This is a genomic window from Microbacterium sp. NPDC055455, from assembly GCF_053619935.1.
The window spans coordinates 168,890-190,942 of the sequence record NZ_JBSHLB010000006.1; the positions used below are offsets into that span (position 1 = coordinate 168,890).

19 protein-coding genes are annotated in these 22,053 nt (G+C 72.2%); 11 read left to right on the top strand and 8 right to left on the bottom strand.

Going from position 1 to position 22,053, the window contains the following annotated elements; all coding sequences use genetic code 11:
• Positions 1-417: 417 nt before the first annotated feature.
• The 5 genes from ACWGUG_RS15610 to ACWGUG_RS15630 all read right to left on the bottom strand — a co-directional run bounded on the left by ACWGUG_RS15610 (position 418) and on the right by ACWGUG_RS15630 (position 6,661).
• Positions 418-1,368 (bottom strand): hypothetical protein, encoded by a 951-nt coding sequence (locus ACWGUG_RS15610; protein ID WP_452325221.1) that lies wholly within the window; start codon positions 1,366-1,368, stop codon positions 418-420.
• A gap of 319 nt (positions 1,369-1,687) precedes the next feature.
• Complete coding sequence (locus tag ACWGUG_RS15615; RefSeq protein ID WP_336398419.1) at positions 1,688-2,272, bottom strand: GNAT family N-acetyltransferase; 585 nt, start codon at positions 2,270-2,272, stop codon at positions 1,688-1,690.
• 76 nt (positions 2,273-2,348) lie between these two features.
• Positions 2,349-3,725 carry an MFS transporter gene (locus ACWGUG_RS15620; protein ID WP_336398420.1) on the bottom strand — a complete coding sequence of 459 codons (1,377 nt, stop codon included), beginning with the start codon at positions 3,723-3,725 and terminating at the stop codon, positions 2,349-2,351.
• A 120-nt stretch (positions 3,726-3,845) separates the two neighbouring features.
• Positions 3,846-5,771, bottom strand: coding sequence for a phospho-sugar mutase (locus ACWGUG_RS15625; protein WP_452325267.1), 1,926 nt, complete (start codon positions 5,769-5,771; stop codon positions 3,846-3,848).
• 56 nt (positions 5,772-5,827) lie between these two features.
• A complete protein-coding gene (locus tag ACWGUG_RS15630) occupies positions 5,828-6,661 on the bottom strand; it encodes a purine-nucleoside phosphorylase (RefSeq protein ID WP_378882428.1) in 834 nt (277 codons plus the stop codon).
• 115 nt (positions 6,662-6,776) lie between these two features.
• On the opposite strand from ACWGUG_RS15630, the gene ACWGUG_RS15635 reads away from it, so the two are divergent.
• Positions 6,777-8,225 (top strand): NAD(P)H-quinone dehydrogenase, encoded by a 1,449-nt coding sequence (locus tag ACWGUG_RS15635; RefSeq protein ID WP_452325222.1) that lies wholly within the window; start codon positions 6,777-6,779, stop codon positions 8,223-8,225.
• A gap of 173 nt (positions 8,226-8,398) precedes the next feature.
• Here ACWGUG_RS15635 and ACWGUG_RS15640 read toward each other — a convergent pair whose 3' ends face one another.
• Both ACWGUG_RS15640 and ACWGUG_RS15645 read right to left on the bottom strand, forming a co-directional pair.
• Entirely contained in the window at positions 8,399-10,165 is a 1,767-nt protein-coding gene (locus ACWGUG_RS15640) for an acetyl/propionyl/methylcrotonyl-CoA carboxylase subunit alpha (RefSeq protein ID WP_336398423.1), read from the bottom strand.
• A gap of 112 nt (positions 10,166-10,277) precedes the next feature.
• Entirely contained in the window at positions 10,278-10,955 is a 678-nt protein-coding gene (locus ACWGUG_RS15645) for a Maf family protein (RefSeq protein WP_336398424.1), read from the bottom strand.
• 42 nt (positions 10,956-10,997) lie between these two features.
• Here ACWGUG_RS15645 and ACWGUG_RS15650 point away from each other — a divergent pair, with 42 nt between their 5' ends.
• From ACWGUG_RS15650 to ACWGUG_RS15680, 7 genes are read left to right on the top strand one after another with little or no spacing between them, the layout of a single operon-like run.
• A complete protein-coding gene (locus ACWGUG_RS15650; protein ID WP_452325223.1) occupies positions 10,998-12,380 on the top strand; it encodes a class I SAM-dependent RNA methyltransferase in 1,383 nt (460 codons plus the stop codon).
• Positions 12,381-12,392: 12 nt separating this feature from the next.
• Positions 12,393-13,097 carry a hypothetical protein gene (locus ACWGUG_RS15655; protein WP_452325224.1) on the top strand — a complete coding sequence of 235 codons (705 nt, stop codon included), beginning with the start codon at positions 12,393-12,395 and terminating at the stop codon, positions 13,095-13,097.
• Positions 13,098-13,116: 19 nt separating this feature from the next.
• Positions 13,117-13,467, top strand: a complete 351-nt coding sequence (locus tag ACWGUG_RS15660; RefSeq protein WP_452325225.1) for a hypothetical protein — start codon at positions 13,117-13,119, stop codon at positions 13,465-13,467.
• Entirely contained in the window at positions 13,464-14,447 is a 984-nt protein-coding gene (pseB, locus tag ACWGUG_RS15665; protein WP_452325226.1) for a UDP-N-acetylglucosamine 4,6-dehydratase (inverting), read from the top strand. The genes ACWGUG_RS15660 and pseB overlap by 4 nt, the downstream gene beginning before the upstream one ends.
• A 5-nt stretch (positions 14,448-14,452) precedes the next feature.
• Positions 14,453-15,583 (top strand): DegT/DnrJ/EryC1/StrS family aminotransferase, encoded by a 1,131-nt coding sequence (locus ACWGUG_RS15670; RefSeq protein WP_452325227.1) that lies wholly within the window; start codon positions 14,453-14,455, stop codon positions 15,581-15,583.
• A complete protein-coding gene (locus ACWGUG_RS15675) occupies positions 15,580-16,311 on the top strand; it encodes a cytidylyltransferase domain-containing protein (RefSeq protein ID WP_452325228.1) in 732 nt (243 codons plus the stop codon). The genes ACWGUG_RS15670 and ACWGUG_RS15675 overlap by 4 nt, the downstream gene beginning before the upstream one ends.
• Complete coding sequence (locus tag ACWGUG_RS15680; protein ID WP_452325229.1) at positions 16,308-17,738, top strand: GNAT family N-acetyltransferase; 1,431 nt, start codon at positions 16,308-16,310, stop codon at positions 17,736-17,738. Before ACWGUG_RS15675 ends, ACWGUG_RS15680 begins: the two co-directional genes overlap by 4 nt.
• A gap of 23 nt (positions 17,739-17,761) precedes the next feature.
• Here the strand turns inward: ACWGUG_RS15680 and pseI are convergent, their stop codons facing one another.
• Positions 17,762-18,817: a pseudaminic acid synthase gene (pseI, locus tag ACWGUG_RS15685; RefSeq protein WP_452325230.1), complete on the bottom strand. Its 1,056-nt coding sequence runs from the start codon at positions 18,815-18,817 to the stop codon at positions 17,762-17,764.
• Positions 18,818-18,885: 68 nt separating this feature from the next.
• On the opposite strand from pseI, the gene ACWGUG_RS15690 reads away from it, so the two are divergent.
• Genes ACWGUG_RS15690 through ACWGUG_RS15700 form a run of 3 tightly spaced genes read left to right on the top strand, consistent with a single transcriptional unit; the run spans position 18,886 to position 21,897 of the window.
• Positions 18,886-19,563 carry a response regulator transcription factor gene (locus ACWGUG_RS15690; RefSeq protein WP_336398426.1) on the top strand — a complete coding sequence of 226 codons (678 nt, stop codon included), beginning with the start codon at positions 18,886-18,888 and terminating at the stop codon, positions 19,561-19,563.
• Positions 19,553-20,800 (top strand): sensor histidine kinase, encoded by a 1,248-nt coding sequence (locus ACWGUG_RS15695; protein ID WP_452325231.1) that lies wholly within the window; start codon positions 19,553-19,555, stop codon positions 20,798-20,800. The genes ACWGUG_RS15690 and ACWGUG_RS15695 overlap by 11 nt, the downstream gene beginning before the upstream one ends.
• Positions 20,797-21,897, top strand: a complete 1,101-nt coding sequence (locus ACWGUG_RS15700) for a hypothetical protein (RefSeq protein ID WP_336398428.1) — start codon at positions 20,797-20,799, stop codon at positions 21,895-21,897. The genes ACWGUG_RS15695 and ACWGUG_RS15700 overlap by 4 nt, the downstream gene beginning before the upstream one ends.
• Positions 21,898-22,053: the final 156 nt, after the last annotated feature.

The following is a 22,053-nucleotide window of genomic DNA, read 5'->3' on the forward strand; positions in this document are numbered from 1 at the left end:
GCTGCCGGCGTCCGTCCCCTCTCTCGGGATTGCCCATCGGTTTGGGGCGCACGGCGACCGTTCGGGGCGTGCGGTGACCGTTCGGGGCGCGCGCGGTGCGCCCCGATTGCGCGCGGCGCGCCCCAAACCCGCGGCGTGGCCGCAACTGCTGCACGCCGACGTCATCTCGAGCGCACAGGGTGCCGCTCGCCTCGGTTCGGGGCGCGTGGCAACCGTTCGGGGCGCGCGCGGTGCGCACCGAACGCACGCGGCGCGCCCCAAACCCGGCGTCCGTCCCCTCCCGGGATTGCCCACGGATTTGGGGCGCACGGCGACCGTTCGGGGCGCGCGCCGTGCGCCCCGAACGCACGCGGCGCGCCCCAAACCCGGCGGCGTGGCCCCGAACCCGCGCGGTTCGCGGCGAACCCGCGGAGGACGTCAGCGGGGCGGCCGGATGCTGAAGGCCTCGAGTCGCATCCGCAAGTCCGTCGCCGTCGCGAGGTGCGGCCACCCCCAGCGGGCGTAGCGGCGCTGGGTGGTCCCGCGGATCCAGTCCTCGCGCTGCTTCTCCTCGTCGAAGACCTGCGACGACGTGCGGCCGTCGAGGATGTTCCCGTCGACGTACTTGATCGCTCCGTCGAACTCCCCGAAGGCGTCGGCCTCGTCGAGGCCGAAATCGACGTAGTACGGATGCATGCCCCGCCCCGGCACCGCGACCTGCAGCTCCAGGGAACGGAAGCCGATCTCGCGGAGCCGGATTCGGCTGATGCTCTCGCCGGGCAGCTGTGCGCGCCCGTCGGCGAACTCGAGGGCGCGACGAGCGCGCGTGCGACCATGAGCTGATCGGCTCGCGATCACGAGCACCTCCCGCCGGAACCGCTCCGCTCCGGCGAAGTCGTATTCACCCGGAGCGGTGACGAACTGCCGGCGCAGCGCGGCGTCGGCGATGGCGACCGACTGCTCGAACGAGGCGGTTCGGGCGACGTCTGAGACGGTGCGAGCGAGCGATGTGACCTGGAGTCCGTCGATTTCGACCATGTCATCGTCCCGGAGTTCGCCGCGGTGACGGATCACGCCACCCGCAGCACCCGGTCGCGCGTGCGGCGCGATGACGTGCACCCGGTTCCGATCCGCGCGATACAGCGGCAGGCCATGCACCGCGGCGGCCGTCTCGTGAGAGATCACGGGTGCCGTCGGCGAGACCAGCGCCAGGGCACGAGCGCGCGCAAGGACGCGAGCTTCGGGCTTCGCGGCATCCCACGCCACCGTGTCCACGTAGACCCCGACTCTCAGCCGCGTGAGCTCGCCGGCGGTGACCGCCTTCGTGAGCCGGCGGGGCGTCATCGCGCCGAGGAGTTCCTCGCGCCTGAGCAGTGTGAGGGCGGCCATGTCGGCGAGTCTCCGTCGCACCGCCGTGGGTGCGGCGCCCGGGCCCGGAAAGTGTGGACAACTTCAGCCTGTGGAGGAGGCCGCCGCGCGTTCGCGGCATCCGCTCTCCCCGTTCCTTCCGCCCTCGGGACTCCCGGCATCCGGCATGGCCCTGCTTCGTGCGTTTGGGGCGCTGGACGCACGTTCGGGGCGCGCGCGGTGCGCCCCGAACGAAACCGGTGCGCCCCAAACCCCGATGGGGGGCCGGACGCAGCCAGGGCGGGACGACACGGATCCAGAACGACGGATGCCGCGGCCGGGCCGCGCCGAGCTCCCCGGGTCAGCCGCGGGCGAGACGCTCCGTGAGGTCGAGGCGCACGGCCGGCCACTCGCCGGGGAGGATCGAGAACACCACGGTGTCGCGCAGCGTGCCGTCGGGGCCGAGGCGGTGGTTGCGCAGCACGCCGTCCTGCTTCGCGCCGAGCCGGGCGATCGCGGCGCGCGACTGCCGATTGTGCCAGTGCGTCCGGAACTCGACCGCGATGGCGTCGCACGCCTCGAAGGCGTGCGCGAGGAGGAGCAGCTTCGACGCGGTGTTCACGGCCGTGCGCTGCGCCTCGAGCCCGATCCAGGTGTGGCCGATCTCGACGTGCCGGTTCGGCTGGTCGATGTTGCAGAAGGTCGTGGTCCCCACGACGCGGCCGGTGTCCAGGCGGCGGACCGCCCACGGATTCATGTGCCCCTCGTCGCGCCACGCGAGCCGCTGTGCGATGTCGGCGTCGACCTCGCCGGGACGCGGCACCGAGGTGTACCAGGCGTGCTCCAGCCCGACGGCGGCCGCACTCAGGTCGGCTGCATGCTCCGGCGACAGCGGCTCCAGCCGGACGTGGGCGTTCTCGAGTGTGAGGGGCTGGGTGAGGAGCATTCCCCGAGCCTAGGGCTGGATCGGCCCGAATCCCCGTGCGGGCCCGGCGTATACGCCGCGTCGCGGCATCCGATGCTCAGGACTCCTTCGCGTGCATCTCGGCCTCGACCACCGCCGCAGCGGTGCCCGGGTCGTGCTCGGCCACCTGCGACGCCCGGCGTGCGGCGGCGATCGCCCGCCGGCCGGCCGGCAGCCACACCGAGAGGCCGACGACGACGAACGTGAGCACCCCGGCGGCGATGAGGAGCGCCTCGATGGGCACGAGGTCGGCGAGTGGGCCGAACACGACCATGCCGATCGGCATCGCGACCGCCATCACGATGCCGACGAAGCCGAACACGCGGCCCTGGCGCTCGGGCTCCACCGTCTCCTGCAGCAGCGTCATCGACGGCGTCGAGAAGAAGGGCACCGCGAGGCCGACGAGGAACATGAAGCCGAAGAACACCCAGACGTTCGGCGACAGGCCGAGTCCGATCGACAGCACGCCGAACACCAGCGACGACGCCACGATCATGCCGATCCGGCTGCGCTTGGCGAAGAACGACGCGACCAGGATGCCGCCGAGCATCATGCCGATGCTGAAGGCGATCTCGAGGACGGCCAGGTTCACGACGTCCTGCGACTCGCCGGCGGGGAACGACCGCACCAGCATGAGCGGCGTGAGGTTCGACGGCGCGACGGTGAGCAGGAAGATGATGGCGAACAGCACCAGGAGCCAGCGCACGAACGCGTGGTGCACGATGTAGCGGACGCCGTCGACCAGGTCGGCGAAGTAGCCGGTGTGGGCGTCGGCGGCGCGTCGCACGGTTCCCACCGGGATGAACGCGAGGATGCCGACGCCGATGACCGCGGTCGCGACGTCGATGAAGAAGATCGGGATGAGCGACGCGGCGGCACCGTCGGACGCCGCCGACGCCCACGCGTACAGCGCCCCGGCGGCAGCCGGCGCCAGCAGCGCCATCGCGGACTGGATCGAGCCGTTGATGCCGTTGACCCGGATCAGGTTGCGCGTCGGTGCGATCTGAGGGATGAGCGCCGACACCGCCGGCATCTGGATGCCCGCCCCGGCGGACCGGATGGCCATGGTGGCGAAGATCAGCCACACCGCGTCGTAGCCGGTCATCATGATGAGTGCGAGGGTCAGCGTCGACAGGGCGATCGCCGCATCGGCGCCCATGATGAGGTACTTGCGGTTGTGGCGGTCCGCCCAGACACCGCCGAAGATCGACACCACGGCCTGCGGCAGGAAGCCGAACAGGGCCGCGAGGGCCATCACCAGGCCGGACTGATAGGTGATCGTGAGGTACCAGAAGACGGCGTACTGCACGAGCATCGACCCGAAGAGGCTGACGGTCTGCCCGCTCAGGAAGAGGATGACGTTGCGCAGCCACCGCGGGGGATCGGGGGTCTGGGTAGCGGCATCCGTCCGCTCGTCGTCGCTCCCGCTGCCCATCGTCGCTCCCGTCGCTCGCCCGCGCGCAGGCGCGAACCGTCCAGGCAGGGGAGGGCTCGCGGTCTACCGCGGACGCGACTCTAGCACCGGGCCCGGACACACGCCGGACACCCGTGAGGGTCAGCCTCCGTAGGTGTTCAGGAGCGTGCGCGCGCCGTCGGCGAGCGCACGGATCCGCGCAGACGCGTCCTCGCGGTCGTCACCGCGCACGTCGAGGTACAGCTTGAGCTTGGGCTCGGTGCCGCTCGGCCGCACGATCACGCGCGACCCGTCCGAGAGCCAGAGGCGCAGCACGTCGCCGGGCGGCAGGTCGCCGAACCCGCCGAGCAGGTCGTCGACGCGGTCGACCGCGACATCTCCCACGGATTCCGGATGCCGCTCCCGCAGCGCACCCATGATCCGGCCGATCTGGGACAGATCGTCGACGCGCACCGAGATCTGGTCGCTCGCGAACGACCCGAACTGCTCGTCGAACTCCCGCAGCAGGTCGGCGAGGGACGCGCCGCGCTCGCGGGCCTCCGACACCATCCCGAGGATCGCCACGGCCGCCGAGATGCCGTCCTTGTCGCGGACGGTCTCGGGGTTGACGAGATAGCCCAGGGCCTCCTCGAACCCGAACACCATGCCCGGCGCGCGCGAGATCCACTTGAACCCGGTCAGCGTCGCGTGGAAGTCCAGGCCGTAGTGCTCGGCGACCGCCTGCAGACCGGGCGAGGACACCAGCGAGCACGCGAGCGACGCGCCGGCCGGCCTCCCGTCGGCGGTCGCGAGGCGCGCTGCGCGCCAGCCCAGCAGCAGGCCGATCTCGTTGCCGGTGAGCCGCCGCCAGCCGCCCTCCGCTGCGTCGTCGGGCAGGGCGACTGCGAGCCGGTCGGCGTCGGGGTCGTTGGCGATGACCAGCTCGGCGCCCGACTCGCGCGCGAGCTCGAAGGCGAGGTCCATCGCGCCGGGCTCCTCCGGATTGGGGAAGGCCACCGTCGGGAAGGCGCCGTCGGGCTCGAGCTGCGCCGTCACCGGCACCGGCGGCGGGTAGCCCGCGGTCTCGAGGATGCGCGCGAAGGTCTCCCAGCCGACGCCGTGCATGGCCGTGTACACCCAGGTGAGTCCCTCGGCCCCGTGCGTCGCCGGGGCGACGGCGGCGGTCGCGGCGACGTAGTCGTCGACCACCGCCTCGGTCGCCAGCTCGAACCCGAGCGAACGGGGGAGCGTCGAGATGTCGCCGGCCTCCGCGACGCGCTCGATGTGCGCGGCGATCTCCGCGTCGGCGGGGGAGACGATCTGCGAGCCGTCGTCGTCGCCGCCTAGGTACACCTTGTACCCGTTGTCGTCGGGCGGATTGTGGCTCGCGGTGACCATCACGCCGGCCGCCGCGCCGAAGCGGCGGACGGCGAAGGCCAGCACGGGGGTCGGCAGCAGACGCGGCAGCACGATGGCGCGGAGCCCGGCGCCCGCGAAGATCTCGGCGGAGTCGCGCGCGAAGACGTCGGAATTGCGGCGGCCGTCGTAGCCGATGACCACGATCGGCGCATCGTCGAGGATGCCGGGGACCTCCGGGCCCTCCGCCTCGAGCGCGTCGTGAGACGGCGCCTCGATGAGCGCGCCGTCCGGTGCGGCATCCGACGCGCTGTCCGGTGCGGCATCCGACGCGCTGTCCGGTGCGGCATCCGGCGACGCCTCGGGCTCGGCCGGCGCCCCCTCCGGGGCAACCGCCGCCGGCCGATCGCTCTCGCCGCCGTGATCCGCGCCGAGCGGCGGCATCCCGGCCCGCTCGCGCACGTAGGCGGCGAGGCCTGCCGCGGCCTGCGCCACCAGGACGCGGTTCATGCGGTTGCTCCCGGCTCCGAGGGCGCCGCGCAGGCCCGCGGTCCCGAAGGCGAGCCGTGTCGCGAACCGGTCCTCGAGGTCGTCTGCCGCCCCGGCGTCGCCCGCTTCGGCCGCGTCGATCAGCGCGCGCAGCTCCGCGCGCGTCTCGCCGTCGGGATCCTGCGCCAGCCAGGCGTGCGCCCGCGCCAGGATCGCCGTGGCGTCGTCCGCGCCGGCGGACACCGCGTCGGGCGCCGGCTCCTGGACGTCGGGGCTCGCCGCGGGCACCTCCTCGCCGCTCACAGCGAACCGATCACACGGGCCAGCAGCGACGAGATGACCGGCTCGGCCTCGCGGCCGGCGTCGAGCACCTCCTGATGGCTGAGCGGGGTCTTCTGGATGCCGGCGGCCATGTTCGTGATGAGCGAGAAGCCGAGGATCTCCATGCCCGCTTCGCGGGCGGCGACCGCTTCGAGGGCGGTCGACATGCCGACGATGTGCCCGCCGACGGCCTTGACCATCTGCACCTCGGCCGGCGTCTCGTACTGCGGACCGCGGAACTGGCAGTACACGCCCTCGTCCAGCGTCGGATCGACCCTGCGCGCGAGGTCGCGCAGTCGCATCGAGTACAGGTCGGTGAGGTCGATGAAGGTGGCGCCCTCGAGCGGCGTGGCGCCGGTGAAGTTGATGTGGTCGCTGATGAGCACCGGGCGGCCGGGCGTCCAGGTGTGCTTGATGCCGCCGGCGCCGTTGGTGAGCACCATCGTGCGGGCGCCGGTCGCGGCGGCCGTGCGCACGCTGTGGACGACCCGGCGCACGCCGTGGCCCTCGTAGTAGTGGGTTCGCGCGCCGATGACGAGCACCCGGCGGCCTCGGGGGGTGACGATGCTGCGAAGCGTGCCGACGTGCCCGGCGAGGGCCGGCGCGCTGAAGCCGGTGATCTCGGTGGCGGGGAACGTCGCGGTCGTCTCGCCGAGGAGCTCGGCGGCCTTGCCCCAGCCGCTGCCGAGGGTCAGCGCGATGTCGTGGCGCTCGACCCCGGTGACGCGGGCGATGTCCTCGGCGGCGGCCGCCGCGACCTCGAACGGGTCGACGGCGGGATCGTCGAGGGGGTTGCCGGTGGTGTCTGACATGGGACCACTCTAGGAACCGGCGGGCATCAGAGCCAACGATCCTGTTTCGGCGCCCCGCCGGGAGTGTCGCGGCCGATGTCGTGCCCGCCCCCGCGGGCAGGAGAGAATGGAACCCATGTCGATCAGCTTCGAGCGCACGCAGAGCGTCGCCATCATCGGCGGCGGACCCGGCGGATACGAAGCGGCGCTGGCCGCCGCCCAGCTCGGAGCCGAGGTGACGGTGGTCGAACGGGCCGGCATCGGCGGCTCCGCGGTCATCACCGACGTCGTGCCGTCCAAGTCGCTCATCGCCACCGCCGACGCCGCCGTGGCGATCGCCGGCGCGGGCGACCTCGGGGTGCAGGTGTTCGCCAAGGGGAAGGACGGCAAGCCGCTCAAGCCCGAGATCGCGATCAACCTCGCCGCCGTCAACAAGCGCCTGCTCACCCTCGCCCGGCAGCAGTCCGACGACATGCGGGCGACGCTCGCCGAAGCGGGCGTGCGGATCATCTCCGGTCACGGCCGCCTCGAGGGGGACGACGCGGTGGTCGTGTCGACCGGCCCCGGCGGCACCGACTTCGACCGCATCGAGGCCGACACCCTCGTGGTCTCCACGGGCTCCTCGCCCCGGGTTCTGCCGTCTGCGATGCCCGACGGGGAGCGCATCCTGACCTGGACGCAGCTCTACAACATGGCGGCGATCCCCGAGCATCTCATCGTCGTCGGCTCCGGCGTCACAGGCGCCGAGTTCGCCGGCGCCTACATGAACCTCGGGGCGAAGGTCACCCTGGTCTCGAGCCGCGACCAGGTGCTCCCGGGCGAGGACAAGGACGCCGCGGCGGTGCTCGAGCGCGTGTTCAAGCGCGGCGGCATGAAGCTCCTGCAGAAGTCCCGGGCCGACAAGGTCGAGAACACCGGCGACGGCGTCGTGGTGACCCTGTCGGACGGCGCGACGGTCGAGGGCAGCCACTGTCTCATGGCGGTCGGGTCGGTGCCGAACACGAAGGGCATCGGCCTCGAGGAGGCAGGCGTCCAGATGACCGAGTCCGGACACATCCAGGTGAACCGCGTCGCGCGCACGTCGGTCCCCAACATCTACGCCGCGGGCGACTGCACCACCTTCGTCCCGCTCGCGTCGGTCGCCTCGATGCAGGGCCGCACCGCCGTCTTCCATGCGCTGGGCGACGTCGTGATCCCGCTCGAGCGCCGGCGCATCACCTCGAACATCTTCACCGCGCCCGAGATCGCCACGATCGGCTGGCAGGAGAACGACATCGTCGACGGGCACATCAACGGCGTGGTGCACAAGCTCCCGCTGGCCGCCAACCCGCGCGCGAAGATGATGGGCGTCAAGGACGGCTTCGTGAAGCTCATCGCGCGCGAGGGCAGCGGGACCGTCATCGGCGGCGTCATCGTCGCCCCCCGCGCGTCGGAGCTCATCTACCCCATCGCGATCGCCGTCGAGCGCCGTCTCACCGTCGACCAGGTCTCGCGCGTGTTCGCGGTCTACCCGTCGCTGTCGGGCAGCATCACGGATGCCGCACGCGCGATGCACGTCGTCGACCACAACCTCTACGGCGGCTGACCCCGAGCACCGCGTTCCCCAGGGGCCGACCTCACCTTTCCGCGGACCCGAATTCGGAGAACCTGCCGCTTTCCGGCGAGCCCGCGGCGTGTCGGTCCGGAGACAGCGCGGAAGTCCGGATTCCGGATCGGGCGAGGATGACGGATGCCGCGACCCGCGGCATCCGGCGCGCGTCAGCTGATGGTGAGGAGCTGGTGGCCGGCCGACACGGTCGTGCCCGGATCGGCGTCGATCGCGCCGATGACGCCGTCCTTGTGCGCCTGGATCGGCTGCTCCATCTTCATCGCCTCGAGGACCACGACCAGATCGCCCTTGACGACCTGCTGCCCGTCCTCGACGGCGACCTTCACGACGGTGGCCTGCATCGGCGACTTCACGGCGTCGCCCGACGCGCCGGCCACGACCGAGGGGGAGTGCGAGCGGCGCGACGGCGGCACGGCGGCGGGGCGCCCCGCGACGCCGACGGGGGTCACGACGCGGTCGGGCAGGCTCACCTCGAGACGCTTGCCCGCGACCTCGACGACGACCGTGTGGCGCGCCTCGGCGGCGGTCGGCTCGCTGAGCTCGCCGTCCCACGGCGGGATGTCGTTCACGAACTCCGTCTCGATCCATCTCGTGAAGACGCCGAAGCGGCCGTCCTCCGCGGTGAAGGCGGGGTCGCGCACGACGGCCCGGTGGAACGGGAGCACGGTGGGCAGGCCCGAGACCTCGAACTCGTCGAGGGCACGGCGTGAGCGCTCCAGCGCCTCGGCGCGGTCGCGGCCGGTGACGATGATCTTCGCCAGCAGCGAGTCGAAGGCCCCCGAGACGCTGTCGCCGGCGGTGACGCCGGAGTCGAGGCGGATGCCGGGACCGCCGAACGTCTTGAACACGTGGATCGGCCCGGGCTGGGGGAGGAAGCCGCGGCCGGGGTCCTCGCCGTTGATGCGGAACTCGATCGAGTGGCCGTCGGCGACCGGGTCGTCGTAGCCGAGCTCTTCGCCCTCGGCCAGGCGGAACTGCTCGCGCACCAGGTCGATGCCGGTGATCTCCTCGGAGACGGGGTGCTCCACCTGCAGGCGGGTGTTCACCTCGAGGAAGGAGATCGTGCCGTCGGCGCCGATGAGGAACTCGCACGTGCCCGCGCCGACGTACCCGACCTCCTTGAGGATGGCCTTCGACGCCTCGTACAGCGTCTTGTTCTGCGCCTCGGTCAGGAAGGGCGCCGGTGCCTCTTCGACGAGCTTCTGGTGACGGCGCTGCAGCGAGCAGTCGCGCGTCGAGACGACGACGACGTTGCCCGCGGCATCCGCGAGGCACTGCGTCTCGACGTGACGCGGCTTGTCGAGGTACTTCTCGACGAAGCACTCGCCGCGTCCGAAGGCGGTGATCGCCTCGCGCGTGGCGGATTCGAAGAGCTCGGGGACCTCGTCGAGGGTGCGGGCGACCTTGAGGCCGCGGCCGCCGCCGCCGTAGGCCGCCTTGATGGCGATGGGCAGACCGACCGACTGTGCGAAGGCGACCACCTCGTCGGCGCCCGACACGGGGCCGGGGGTGCCGGGCGCGAGGGGCGCGCCCACCTTCTCGGCGACCGCGCGGGCGGTCACCTTGTCGCCGAGCGCCTCGATGGCCTCCGGGGACGGGCCGATCCAGACGAGCCCCGACGCGATGACGGCCCGCGCGAAGTCGGCGTTCTCGGCCAGGAAGCCGTACCCGGGGTGCACGGCGTCGGCGCCCGACCGGCGGGCGACCGAGAGGATCTTGTCGATCGAGAGGTAGGTCTCGGCGCTCGTGGAGCCGTCGAGCGCGTAGGCCTCGTCGGCGAGGCGCGCGTGCATCGCGTCGCGGTCCTGGTCGGCGTACACGGCGACCGAGGACTTCCCGGCGTCGCGGGCGGCGCGGATGACGCGGACGGCGATCTCGCCGCGGTTGGCAACGAGAACCTTGGCGATCTGAGGCATGAGTGCCAGCCTACCGACGGCACCCCGAGGGCTTTTGACCGGTTCGTACAAGAACCGACCAGAAACGTGGGATTCCTACTACAACGCCGACGGCTCCGCGACGCGCGCCGAGCTAGTGCGCGGACGTCTCGTCGAGCGACGGGTCGGTCGTGTTCCACAGCGCCGTCCAGTCCACGCCGAGCGCGCGGACGAGGTCGCGGAGGGTCGACAGCGACATCCCGACGACGGTAGACGGGTCGCCCTCGACGCGGGAGATGAACGCGCCCCCGAGGCTGTCCACCGTGAACGCGCCCGCCACGTGGAGCGGCTCGCCGGTGGCGACGTACGCGTCGATCTCGGCATCCGTCACATCCTCGGCGAACGAGACGGATGCCTCGGCCGTCGCGTGCACCTCCCGCGGCTGCTCGTCCGGCGCGACGCGGACGACGGCGTGTCCCGAGTGCAGCACGCCGGTGCGTCCGCGCATCGACCGCCAGCGGGCGACGGCGTTCTCGGGGGTGTAGGGCTTGCCGAGCACCTCGCCGCCGATCTCGAACATCGAGTCGCCGCCGATCACGATGCCGTCGAAGTCGGGGATGTCGTCGCGCAGCCGGGCGGCGACGTCGGCGGCCTTGCGGCGCGCGAGCAGCAGCACGTGCTCGTCGGGCGCCAGCGTGCGCCGCTCCGCGCTCTCCACCGCGGCGATCACCGCCTCCTCGTCGACGGCGGGCGCGAGGGTCAGCGGGCGGATGCCGAACTGCTGCAGCAGCATGAGCCGGGCGGGGCTGGTCGAGGCGAGGCAGACGCGCATGCGTCCACCGTACGCAACGGCCGGGGGACGTAGGCTCGACGGGTGAGCGGAACCGGCGACATCCTCGACCTCGACATCACGGGCGTCGCCCACGGCGGCGTCTTCGTCGCCCGCCATGAGGGGCGGGTGGTGTTCGTGCCCGACACGATCCCGGGGGAGCGTGTGCGCGTGCGGCTCACCGACACCGCGAAGAAGTCGTTCTGGCGGGCCGAGACGCTCGAGGTCCTCGACGCGTCGCCGCACCGGCAGCTGCACGTCTGGCGGCAGGCCGATGTCGACGTGCCGCCCGAGCAGCGCCCCGGCGGCGCCGACTTCGGGCACATCTCGCTGGAGCACCAGCGCCGGCTGAAGCTCGAGGTGCTCCTGGACGCGCTGCACCGCTTCGGCGGCATCGCCGATCCCGCCGCGACGATGAGCGGCGCGTCCGCTCCGGTCGACGGCGAGGAGGTCGACGGCGACGAGGCCGACGCCGAGACCGTCGACGGCACCGGATGGCGCACCCGCGTGAGCCTGCACGTCGACGCCGACGGCAACGTCGGCCAGTACGCCGCGCGCAGCCACCGGGTGATCCCGCTCGAAGACCTGCCGCTGGCCACCGCCGAGGTCGAGCGCGCGGCCATGGCTCTCCACGGCGGCGAGCCGGGGCGCATCGACCTGGTGCAGCCGGCGGACGGCCGCGTGCGCGTGCTGCCGCGCCCCGATGCGGTGCGGCCCACCGGTCCTCGCGGTGGCCGGGGGCGGCCCGGGCGACGTCCGGGGCGGCCCCAGGCCAAGCCGCCGGCCCCCGAGGTGATCGTCGAGCGCGTCGGCGGGCGCGGGTTCCGCGTGGACGCCGGCGGGTTCTGGCAGGTGCACCGGCTGGCGGCGCACACGCTCACGACCACCGTCGCGGCGGCGCTGCGGGCCCGGGCGGGCGACGCGCCCGCCGTCGATCCGGACGCCTGGCACCTGGACCTCTACGGCGGCGTCGGCCTCTTCGCCGCGACGCTGGGGGAGCTCGGCGGTCCCTCCACCCGTGTCACGAGCGTCGAGTCCGACTCCCGTGCGACCGAGCATGCCGGTGAGAACCTCGCCGAGTGGGTGGGCGCGCGCGCCGAGACCGGGCGGGTCGACCGGTGGCTGGCGCGGCTGGCGGCCGAGGCATCCGCCGCCGAGAAGGAACGGCTGGCGCGCGGTGTGGTGCTGCTCGACCCGCCCCGCTCAGGTGCGGGTCGCGAGGTCGTGGAGCACATCACGACCCTGTCGCCGGCCACGATCGTCTACGTCGCGTGCGACCCGGTGGCCCTCGCCCGCGACATCGCGACGTTCCGCGCCGGGGGATACGCGATGGCGGGCATCGACGCACTGGACGTCTTCCCCAATTCACATCACGTCGAGGCTGTGGCCCTCCTCACCCGCGCCGAGGACCCCACCCCGGTCAACTAGGGTGGGGACAGAATGAACCAGCCCCTCGCGCAACCTGGCGAAACCGACACCGACAACGACGTCGACGCCCGCACCTACTACGACCGCATCCGGCCTCTCGTCGAGTCCTACGCCGCGTCCCTGCCCGTCACCCGTGTCGCCGTGGTCGGCAACCAGCCGCTGTCCCGTTCCGCTGAGCGGGCGATGGTCATCGACGGGTCGGACCTGATCTTCCGGGTCAACGGCTTCCGGGTCGACACCTCTGAGAGCGGCCCCTGCGTCGGCACTCGGACGGATGTCGTCGTCTTCAATCGGGGTGTGCGGGCGACGCCCTGGTTCTTCGCGGGATATACCGGCCGCCTGTATCTGCTCATCGAACCGGGTCGGCTGCGCTGGGAGAATGAGAGCATCCCGGCATTTTGGCCCACCGACCTGGGATTCATCACCGTCCCGAACCGCGAGGTCATCCTCCCGCTCAACGACACCATCGGGCTGGATGCTCGGGGCGCAGGGCTGTGGGCGACGACCGGGACGACCATGCTGTGGATGGCGTCGCACCTGTTTCCCGAGGCCCAGCTCCACGCCACCGGGTTCTCGTTCGTCGACGAGCCGACGCAGAAGGACTGGAACCATGCCTACGGCGAGCCGTCGGCCGTCGGAGCCGAACACCGGATCCGGAACGAGTCCGATCTCGTCCGGGCATGGATCGACAACGGCCGCATCATGTACCATCGCTGACCCGGATCGAGGATCACGAATGCTCACACCACTACGGCGCCGGTTCGACGCGGCGGTCAGCCGGCGGATCGACTCCCGCATTGCTGCGTACGACGAGGAGTCGGCGCGGATCCGGGCCGACTACGAGGCGCGACTGGGTGGACTGCAGGCCGACTACGACTTCCTCCGGTCGGAGTTCGATCGCCTCGCCCCTCAGCTGGCGGCGCTGGAGTACCGCGTCGAGCGGCTTGCGAACGCGCCCCTCGACGCAGGCGCCGAGAAGGCAACCACGACCGCCGCTCTGGAGCACGAGCGCGCGCGCTTGCGCGTCGAGCTCGCCAGCCACTACGAGGAGCGTCTACGCCGTCTCGAGGAGGCGGCGCAGGCATGAGCTCGGTGCTCGACGGCAGTTCGGTTCTGATCACCGGCGGGACCGGTTCGCTGGGCAAGGCGCTCACCCGAGAGCTCCTGGCGAACCATGCGATCGCGCGGCTCGTGATCCTCAGCCGCGACGAGCTCAAGCAGTTCGAGATGCGCGAGCAGTTCGGACACGACCCGCGACTGCGCTGGTTCCTCGGTGACATCCGCGACGTCGGCCGCCTGAGGCGTGCCATGCACGGTGTGGACTACGTGATCCACGCCGCCGCGCTCAAGCAGGTCGACACCGCCGAGTACAACCCTTTCGAGTTCGTGGAGACGAACGTCCGCGGATCCCAGAACGTCATCGAGGCATCGATCGACTCCGGCGTCCGGCGGGTCGTGGCTCTGTCCACCGACAAGGCTTCCAGCCCGATCAACCTCTACGGGGCGACCAAGCTCGCCGCCGATCGCATGTTCATCGCGAGCAACCACTACGCGGCGAACCACCCCACCCGGTTCTCCGTCGTGCGATACGGGAACGTCTCGGGGTCGCGGGGGAGCATCGTGCCGAAGTGGCGCGAGCTCGCCGCGGCGGGGCGGCCGCTGCCGGTCACGGACCGCCGCATGACCCGCTTCTGGATCACCCTTCCGCAGGCCGTCGACTTCGTACTGTCCTCGTTCGACCTGATGACCGGCGGCGAGCTCTACGTGCCGCGGATTCCGTCCATGCGGATCACCGATCTCGCCGAGGCGGTGGCGCCCGGCGCGCCGACCGACGAGATCGGCATCCGCCCGGGTGAGAAGCTCCACGAGGAGATGATCGCCGAGGACGACGCGCGCCGAACCCTGGTGATGGGGGACCGCTTCGTCGTGCAGCCTCACCTGAGCGGATGGGGCTACACCCCGCCGCGCGACGCGGTCCCTTTCCCGGAGGGCCGCAGCTACCGCTCGGACAGCAACGATCGCTGGCTGAGTGTCGACCAGCTGCGCGCGATCGTGGACGCAGGGTGACGGGGATGATCCAGTACGGTCGTCAGTCCATCAATCAGGACGACGTCGACGCCGTGGTCGCCGCGCTCCGCTCGGACTGGCTCACCACCGGTCCCGCTGTGGAGCGGTTCGAAACCGACGTGAGCCGCGCTGCAGGGGTGACGCTGCCCGCGGTCGCCGTCACCAGTGGCACGGCCGCCCTCCATGTCGCGTACCAGGCGATGGGCGTACGCCCAGGCGTGGAGGTCGTGACGAGCCCTCTCACGTTCGCAGCCACCGCGTCCGCCGCGGCACTCCTCGGCGGGCGCGTGGTCTTCGCCGACGTCGACGAGAAGACCGGAAACCTCGACCCGCGTGCCGCTGCCGGCGCGGTTACGGAGCGCACCGCTGTCGTCGCAGGCGTGGACTATGCCGGTGTCCCCATGGATGCGGACCGGCTCTCGGAGGTGGCGCACGCCGCGGGGGCGCTGCTCCTCGAGGACGCCGCCCACTCGATCGGCAGCGCGGTCGACGGCCGCCCAGTCGGCTCGCTCGCGGACGTCACGACCTTCTCCTTCTTCCCGACCAAGAACGCGACGACCGCCGAGGGCGGTGCCGTGGTCACCGCCGACGCGACGGTCTGGGAGCGCGCCCGCTCCTTCCGCAACCACGGCCTCATCCGCGATCGTGACCGGCAGCGGTGGCCGGATGAAGGGCCCTGGCACCAGGAGATCGCGGAGTTCGGGCTCAATTACCGGCTCCCCGACGTGCTGGCGGCTCTCGGTTCGAGCCAGCTGTCCCGCCTCGAGGCGTTCAAGCTGCGTCGGGCGCAGGTCTTCGAGCGCTACCGGGACGGGCTGTCCGACGTCGAGGGGCTGCAGCTGCCGTGGCGTCCGCCGGACGCGGACCCGATGTGGCACCTGTACACCGTCCGCGTGCCCGCGGACGAGCGCCGCCGCATTTTCGAGGAACTCCGGGCCGCCGGGATCGGCGTGCAGGTCAACTACATCCCCGTCTACTGGCATCCCGTCTTCGAAGACCTCGGGTATCGCCGCGGCCTCTGCCCCGTCGCCGAGGACTGGTACCGTCGCGAGGTCTCTTTGCCGATGCACGCCGGACTGGCGGACGACGAGGTCGACCGGGTGATCGACGCCGTGCGGAAGGCCATGAAGGCGTGAGCGATCGGGTGGTCGCCGTCGTCCAGGCGCGGATGGGCTCGACGCGACTGTCGGGGAAAGTGCTGAGGCACCTGGCAGGACGCCCGGTGCTGGACTGGGTCGTCGGTGCGGCGCGGTCCGCGGATCAGGTCGACGACGTCGTCGTCGCGACTTCCGTGCTCGACGCGGATGACCCGATCGCCGCGTGGGCGAGTGCCGCCGGCGTGCCCGTCGTCCGAGGCAGCGAATCCGACGTGCTCTCCCGCTTCGTGCTGGCCGCGGACGAGAGCCGCGCCGATGCCGTGGTGCGGCTCACCGCCGACTGCCCGCTCCTGGACGCCGTTCTCATCGATCAGGTCGTCGCCGTCTGGCGGCGGGACCCGGGCCTCGGCTACGTGTCTACCACGCTCCAGCGCACGCTCCCGCGTGGGCTCGACGTCGAGCTGATCTCCACACCGGCGCTGCGCACGACCGATGTGAGGGCGACGGGCTACGACCGCGTCCACGTCACCAGCAGCGCCTACTCCCCAGGGTCGGACATCCGTCGGGCGGGCATCGTGGTGTCCCCGTCCTCGTCGGATCTTCGCGTCACGCTGGACACCGATGCGGATGCCGCGCTGCTGGACGCCCTCGTTCGGCTGCTGCCGCCGTCGCCGCGGTGGTACGAGGTGGTGGCGACGCTCCGATCCCATCCCGAGATCGTCGCGCTGAATGCGCACGTCGAGCAGAAGAGCGTGGAGGAGGGGTGAGCACCGTCCTGTTCCGCTGCGACGCGACGACGCAGGGCGGAATCGGCCATCTGGTTCGAACGCTCGCGCTCGCGGAGGCGCTCGCCGACCGCGGGGGCCGGCCGATCGTCTCCGGGGACGTCACCGCCCCGTTGGCGCGGGAGATGCTGGCGGGGAGCGGCATCGAGGTGCTTCCTCCCGCATCGACCCCCCAGGCGCTGCTGCAACAGGCGGAGGTCGCCGATGCCGCCCTCATCCATGTCGATCACTACGAGGGGTACGCGACACTGCACGAGCAGGCGCGAGCCTCCCGGCGATTACTCTCCACCGCGACCGACGCGACCTTCGGACGCCGGTTCGCGGACGTCATCGTGGATGGCTCCCCTCGCGCCCTCGAGCACTACGACCCGCTGTACGGCGAGGCGGACGTGTGCCTGGGCCCCGACCATCTCGCGCTTCGCCGCGGGCTCGTCCGCGGCGGGGAGCCCGGCGGCGGCGCCCGCACTGAGGGCGTGGGCGTGCTCGTGCTCATGGGGGGAACGGATGCCGCGGGCTACGGGTCCGCGGTGGCGCGGGCCGCGGTCGACGTTCCAGGCGTCGCCCGGGTAGGTCTGGTCGGCGGCGTCGAGCCGCTCGACGGGGTGACCCGCCTGCCGCGGCAACCCGACCTGGCTCGACTCGTCGCGGGATGGGACATCGTCATCACCGCCGCGGGAACGACCGTGTGGGACCTCGCCGCGGTCGGTGCGCCCATGGCGCTCATCGGGGTCGCCGAGAACCAGAGGGACCACTACGACGCCCTCATCCGCGCCGGTGCGGCCGTCGGCGTCGGGTTCCTCCCCGAATCGGACGGCCTGGCGATGCAGGGCGTCGCCGCGCTCGCAGCGGATGAGGACGACCGACGGGAGCAGGCGGCGAGGGCGCGGCGCCTCGTCGACGGCAGGGGTGCCGAACGCGTCGTCCTTGCGTGGACCGGTGCGCTGAGCGACCATCGGGCGGCGTCCCTCGTGCTCCGCCGCGCGGAGCTGCGTGACGCAGGTCGCCTGTACGCGTGGCGAAACGATCCGGTCGTGCGCCGACAGTCCCGCAACCACGATCCTGTGCCGTGGCCGGGGCACCTTGCATGGCTGAACAGAACGATCGCCGGGGACGGGGTGCGCTTCTTCGTGGCCGCCTGGCGCGGCGCCGTCGGAACCGTCCGGCTCGATGCGCTCGCCGAGCGGGAATGGGAGATATCAGTGACCGTGGCGCCGAGCCACCGCGGGCGCGGAGTCGGAGGGCGGATCATCGCGCAGGCGCTGGACATCGTCGCCGGAGACGGCGGCGGCACGGTCGTCGCCGACCTGCGCAGCTCGAACAGCGCCTCGCGCGCACTCTTCCGCCGTTCCGGCTTCGCCGCCGCTCCGTCAGCAGGCGAGGGCTGGGAGCGCTGGGTCGCCCGGGTCTGAGCCACGCCGCCGAGAGTGGGGCCTCAGATGAGGTCCCAGGTGAGGGGCGTCCCGCGCCGGACGTCGGTGCGGAAGGCGCGTCCCTCCACGTGCTCCCACTCCGCGGGCTCGAGTCCGCCCGCCGGGCGGATCGACCTCACGGCGTCGGCGGAGACGGGGTCTCCTGCTTCCACGTCTCGCACCACCCACAGCGATCGGCGCAGCCTGCGGCTCTCCGACTCGCCTGCGGTCAGCCGGGGCGTCGCGGCACCGAGCGACTCCCATGCCCGACGCGCCTCCTGCGTGAGGAGGGCGAACTCCGCCGGCTCCAGCGAGAACTCGGCGTCGACCCCGCCCTCAGCGCGCGAGAGGATGAGGTGCTTCTCCACCACGGTGGCGCCGTGAGCGATCGCCGCCAGTGCGGCCCCGATGCCGGGCGTGTGGTCTGAGAACCCGACCTGAACGCCCAGGGCGTCTCGGAGCGTCGGGATGCTGCGCACGTTCGCCTCGCGCGGGTCGGCGGGGTAAGAGGACACGCAGGACAGGAGGATGATCTCGTCAGCCCCGGCATCTCGAAGCGTCTGGACCGCGTGCGCCACCTCGACGAGGCTGGTCGCGCCGTTGGAGAGGATGACGGGCTTTCCGGTCGAGGCCACGGACCTCAGCAGTCCGGTGTCGCCGACTTCGAGCGAGGCGATCTTGTAGACCGGGGCGTCCAGGGACTCCAGCAGCGCCACAGCGGTGTCGTCGAACGGGCTGGAGAACGGGATCAGCCCGTTCTCGCGGGCCCGCGCGAACATCGCGTCGTGCCAATCCCAGGGAGTGTGCGCCTCGGTGTAGAGATCGTAGAGGGTCCGTCCGCCCCACAGGCCGTGCCCGTCGGACACCCGGAAGACGGGCTCGTCGACGTCGATGGTGATCGTGTCGGCCGTATAGGTCTGGAACTTCACGGCGTCGGCGCCGGCGTCCGCCGCCGCATCGATGATCGCCAGCGCGCGGTCGAGATCGCCGCCGTGGTTGCCGGACACCTCCGCGATGAGGAACGGCGGGTGCTCGGGACCAACCGGTCGTCCTGCGATGGTCACGGGGTAGCTGGTCATTGACGCCTTTCTGCCGATTCAGGCTACAAGCTCCATGGTGCAGGGGTGCACGTGGATAGGCTGAGCGCATGACGCGCGTCGCCCTCATCGACGACCACGAGTCGGTGCGGCTCGGGCTCCAGGCGGCGTGCGCGCGGGCCGAGAGCATGAACGTGGCCTTCTCGGGCAGCACCGTGACGGAGTATCTGGACTGGCGTGCCTACGCGCGCCAGGCGCCGGCCGACGTCGTCGTGCTCGACCTCACGCTCGGCGACGGGACGACCGTGACCGAGAACGTCGGCCGTCTCGTGCGCGACGGCTCGAGCGTCATCATCCACAGCGTCGCCGACCGCCCTGCCGCCGTGCGCGAGGCGCTCGCCGCCGGCGCCGCCGGGGTGGTGAGCAAGTCCTCGCCGATCGACGACGTGATCGCCGCGGTGCGCACCGTCGCCCGCGGCGAACCCCTCAACAACGTCGAGTGGGCCAGTGCCGTCGAGGGGGATCGCGCGTTCGCCGACGCACAGCTGTCGGCGCGTGAGCGCGACGTCCTGCGGCTCTACGCCGCCGGGCTGCCGCTCAAGGTCGTCGCGGACCGCCTCGGCGTGGCTTATTCCACCGCCAAGGAGAACATCACGCGCATCCGCGTCAAGTACGTCGAGGTCGGGCGCCCCGCGCCCACCAAGATCGATCTGCTCCACCGCGCGGTCGAGGACGGCATCCTCGTCGAGCCGTCCGCCGACCCGGGAGACGTGGCGCGTGGCCGCTGACGTGCAGACGGGCGTGCTCGACACGGCCTGGGGGCAGATCCCGCATGCCACGCATTCGACGGCGGGGATCGGCTCGTTCACCCGGTCGCGGGTCGAGCGCATCATCTCGCTCGCCGCCGGCCTCGGGTCGGTCATCGTCGGCCTGCAGTCGTTCCTGACCGCGCTGGGATCCGCCGACGAGCGCCCGGGCTGGCACGAGGCGCTCATGATCTCGGTGTTCGGGTCGCTCGCCGTCATGATCCTGGCCTGCATCATCGGCCGCGGGGTGCGCATCGCGGCCGGCGCGTTCGCGATGATCTACGTCCTCGCCCTCGTCGCCTGGCCCATCGCGACGGCCGGCGTCGCGCCGCCCTCGCTCGAGGAGCCGTGGATCTGGCTTCCCCTCAACCTCGCGACCCTGGCGGCCGTGCTCGCCTTCCCCTTCCCGCTGCAGGTCATCTGGACCGCGCTGACGCCGCTGCTCTTCGGGATCGTGCGCCTGATCCAGGTCGGCTTCGCCCAGGAGTACTGGCTGGTCGTCGGGCTCGACGTGTCGTTCACGCTCATCCTGGGCGGCGTGATCCTCACGCTCGGGTGGCTGTTCCGCTCGATGGCCGTCAACGTCGACGAGACGCGCGCCCGCGCCGTGGCCTCGTACGCGAAGGCGGCCGCCGCGGACGCCGCCGAGCAGGAGCGCGTCGCCGTCGCGGCGCTCATGCACGACAGCGTGCTGGCCGCGCTGATCGCGGCGGAGCGCGCGACCACGCCGCGCGAGCGCACGCTGGCGGCGACGATGGCGCGGGAGGCGCTGACGCGGCTGGCCAACACCGAGCAGGACGACCACGAGGGCACCGACGAGCCGTGGGATGCCGCCACCCTCGCCGCCGAGGTGGGCGAGGCCGCCCGCGACCTGGGCGTCGAGGTCGACGTCCAGCGCGACATCGACCCCGCCTCGCCGCCGATCCCGGGGCGCGTGGCGCGGGCGCTCACGCTCGCCGCGACCCAGGCCGTCGCCAACGCGATCCAGCACGCCGGCGGCGCGGGTCTCGGCGTGGCCGTGATCTGCGGCGGCGGACGGGTGCGCGTGGAGGTGCACGACGCCGGGGAGGGCTTCGATCCGGATGCCGTCCCCGACGACCGCCTCGGGATCCGTGCGTCGATCGTGGCGCGGGTCGCGGCCGTCGGCGGGAAGGCCGACCTGCAGACGGGACCGCACGGCACCGTCGTCCGCCTGTCGTGGCAGGAGGCGGCCGCATGATCAGCGTCAAGAACGTCCTGGCCGTGCTGGCCGTCGCCTTCACGGCGTACCTCGCCGCCCGCGGGCTGTCGTGGACGGGCCCGGTGCCCTACCCGCTCGTGGTCGTCACCACCCTCGCCCTCTATCTCGCCACCACCTGGCTCTGCATCTTCTGGGAGCCTGCGGCGGTGAGGGCTGCCCGCGCCGCGGCCGAGGCGGCCGGACCCGGCGCGCCCCGCGACCCCGCAAGGCCCGAGGCCGCGGGCGACGGCATCCGCGGTTCGATGCCGCTGCCCGTTCCCGCCCAGGTGCTCGCTCTGGCGTGCGCCCTCATCGTGCCGAGCGCCATCGCCCTCTCGGTCGGCGAGGCCGCGCGCACCGATCCCTTCGCCACCTGGTACCTGGGCGGCATCGGGGCGCTGATGACCATCGTCATGGTCCGCCGCCGGCCGTGGACGGCCTGGGCGGGCATCGTCGCGCTGTCGGTGGCGTCGATGGCGTGGATGGGGCCGCTGACCGCGCTCGGTCTCGGCCTCGTGGGCTCGATCGTCTGGGTCGCCGTCGCGCAGCTGCTCGTGCGCTCGATGGATCGCGCCGCGCGCGACACCTCGCGTCTCACGCGCCTGCAGCGCGCCGCGACGGCCTGGCAGACGTCCCAGGTCGTGCGTCAGCGGGAGCGGCGGGTGCAGGTGCAGAAGGCGCTCGCGGTCGCCGGGCCCGTGCTCACGCGGACCGTCGCGAACGGCGGCGCCCTCACCGACGACGACCGCCTCGAGGCGCGCATCGCCGAGGGCCGGCTGCGCGACGAGATGCGCGGGCCGCGTCTCCTCGACGACGACGTGCGCGCCGAGCTGGAGCGGGCGCGACGGCGCGGTGCGAACGTGACGGTGCTCGACGAAGGCGGGCTGGACGACGTCGACGAGGACACGCTGGCGGTCATCCGGGCGCAGCTGGCCGAGACCCTGCGTTCGGCCAGCTCCGACCGCCTGTACATCCGCACGTCGCCGGACGAGCGGGTCGCGGTGACGGTGGTGGGGCGATCGCCGTCGGTCGGCGCCCCCAGCGACGAGGACGCGGTCGACCTCTGGCGCGAGATCCCGCATCCCGGGAGGGTGTGACGACGCGCCGCGCCCGTCCGCACTCGCGGACGGCGTCTGTCGGCGCACACGATCCCCGCCCAGCAGAGGGAGGGACGCCGGACGGGGAACGAAATCGAAGGAGGCGAGGGGCGGCGAAGCCGCCCGCCCCTCGCCTGGCGGACGGTTACCCGAAAA

What these genes read in the sequence shown, in the direction of transcription:
- ACWGUG_RS15610 (WP_452325221.1), bottom strand. Translation starts at nt 1,368, where the DNA reads ATGGCCGCCCTCACACTGCTCAGGCGCGAGGAACTCCTCGGCGCGATG.
- ACWGUG_RS15615 (WP_336398419.1), bottom strand. Translation starts at nt 2,272, where the DNA reads ATGCTCCTCACCCAGCCCCTCACACTCGAGAACGCCCACGTCCGGCTG.
- ACWGUG_RS15620 (WP_336398420.1), bottom strand. Translation starts at nt 3,725, where the DNA reads ATGGGCAGCGGGAGCGACGACGAGCGGACGGATGCCGCTACCCAGACC.
- ACWGUG_RS15630 (WP_378882428.1), bottom strand. Translation starts at nt 6,661, where the DNA reads ATGTCAGACACCACCGGCAACCCCCTCGACGATCCCGCCGTCGACCCG.
- ACWGUG_RS15635 (WP_452325222.1), top strand. Translation starts at nt 6,777, where the DNA reads ATGTCGATCAGCTTCGAGCGCACGCAGAGCGTCGCCATCATCGGCGGC.
- ACWGUG_RS15640 (WP_336398423.1), bottom strand. Translation starts at nt 10,165, where the DNA reads ATGCCTCAGATCGCCAAGGTTCTCGTTGCCAACCGCGGCGAGATCGCC.
- ACWGUG_RS15645 (WP_336398424.1), bottom strand. Translation starts at nt 10,955, where the DNA reads ATGCGCGTCTGCCTCGCCTCGACCAGCCCCGCCCGGCTCATGCTGCTG.
- ACWGUG_RS15655 (WP_452325224.1), top strand. Translation starts at nt 12,393, where the DNA reads ATGAACCAGCCCCTCGCGCAACCTGGCGAAACCGACACCGACAACGAC.
- ACWGUG_RS15660 (WP_452325225.1), top strand. Translation starts at nt 13,117, where the DNA reads ATGCTCACACCACTACGGCGCCGGTTCGACGCGGCGGTCAGCCGGCGG.
- pseB (WP_452325226.1), top strand. Translation starts at nt 13,464, where the DNA reads ATGAGCTCGGTGCTCGACGGCAGTTCGGTTCTGATCACCGGCGGGACC.
- ACWGUG_RS15670 (WP_452325227.1), top strand. Translation starts at nt 14,453, where the DNA reads ATGATCCAGTACGGTCGTCAGTCCATCAATCAGGACGACGTCGACGCC.
- pseI (WP_452325230.1), bottom strand. Translation starts at nt 18,817, where the DNA reads ATGACCAGCTACCCCGTGACCATCGCAGGACGACCGGTTGGTCCCGAG.
- ACWGUG_RS15690 (WP_336398426.1), top strand. Translation starts at nt 18,886, where the DNA reads ATGACGCGCGTCGCCCTCATCGACGACCACGAGTCGGTGCGGCTCGGG.
- ACWGUG_RS15700 (WP_336398428.1), top strand. Translation starts at nt 20,797, where the DNA reads ATGATCAGCGTCAAGAACGTCCTGGCCGTGCTGGCCGTCGCCTTCACG.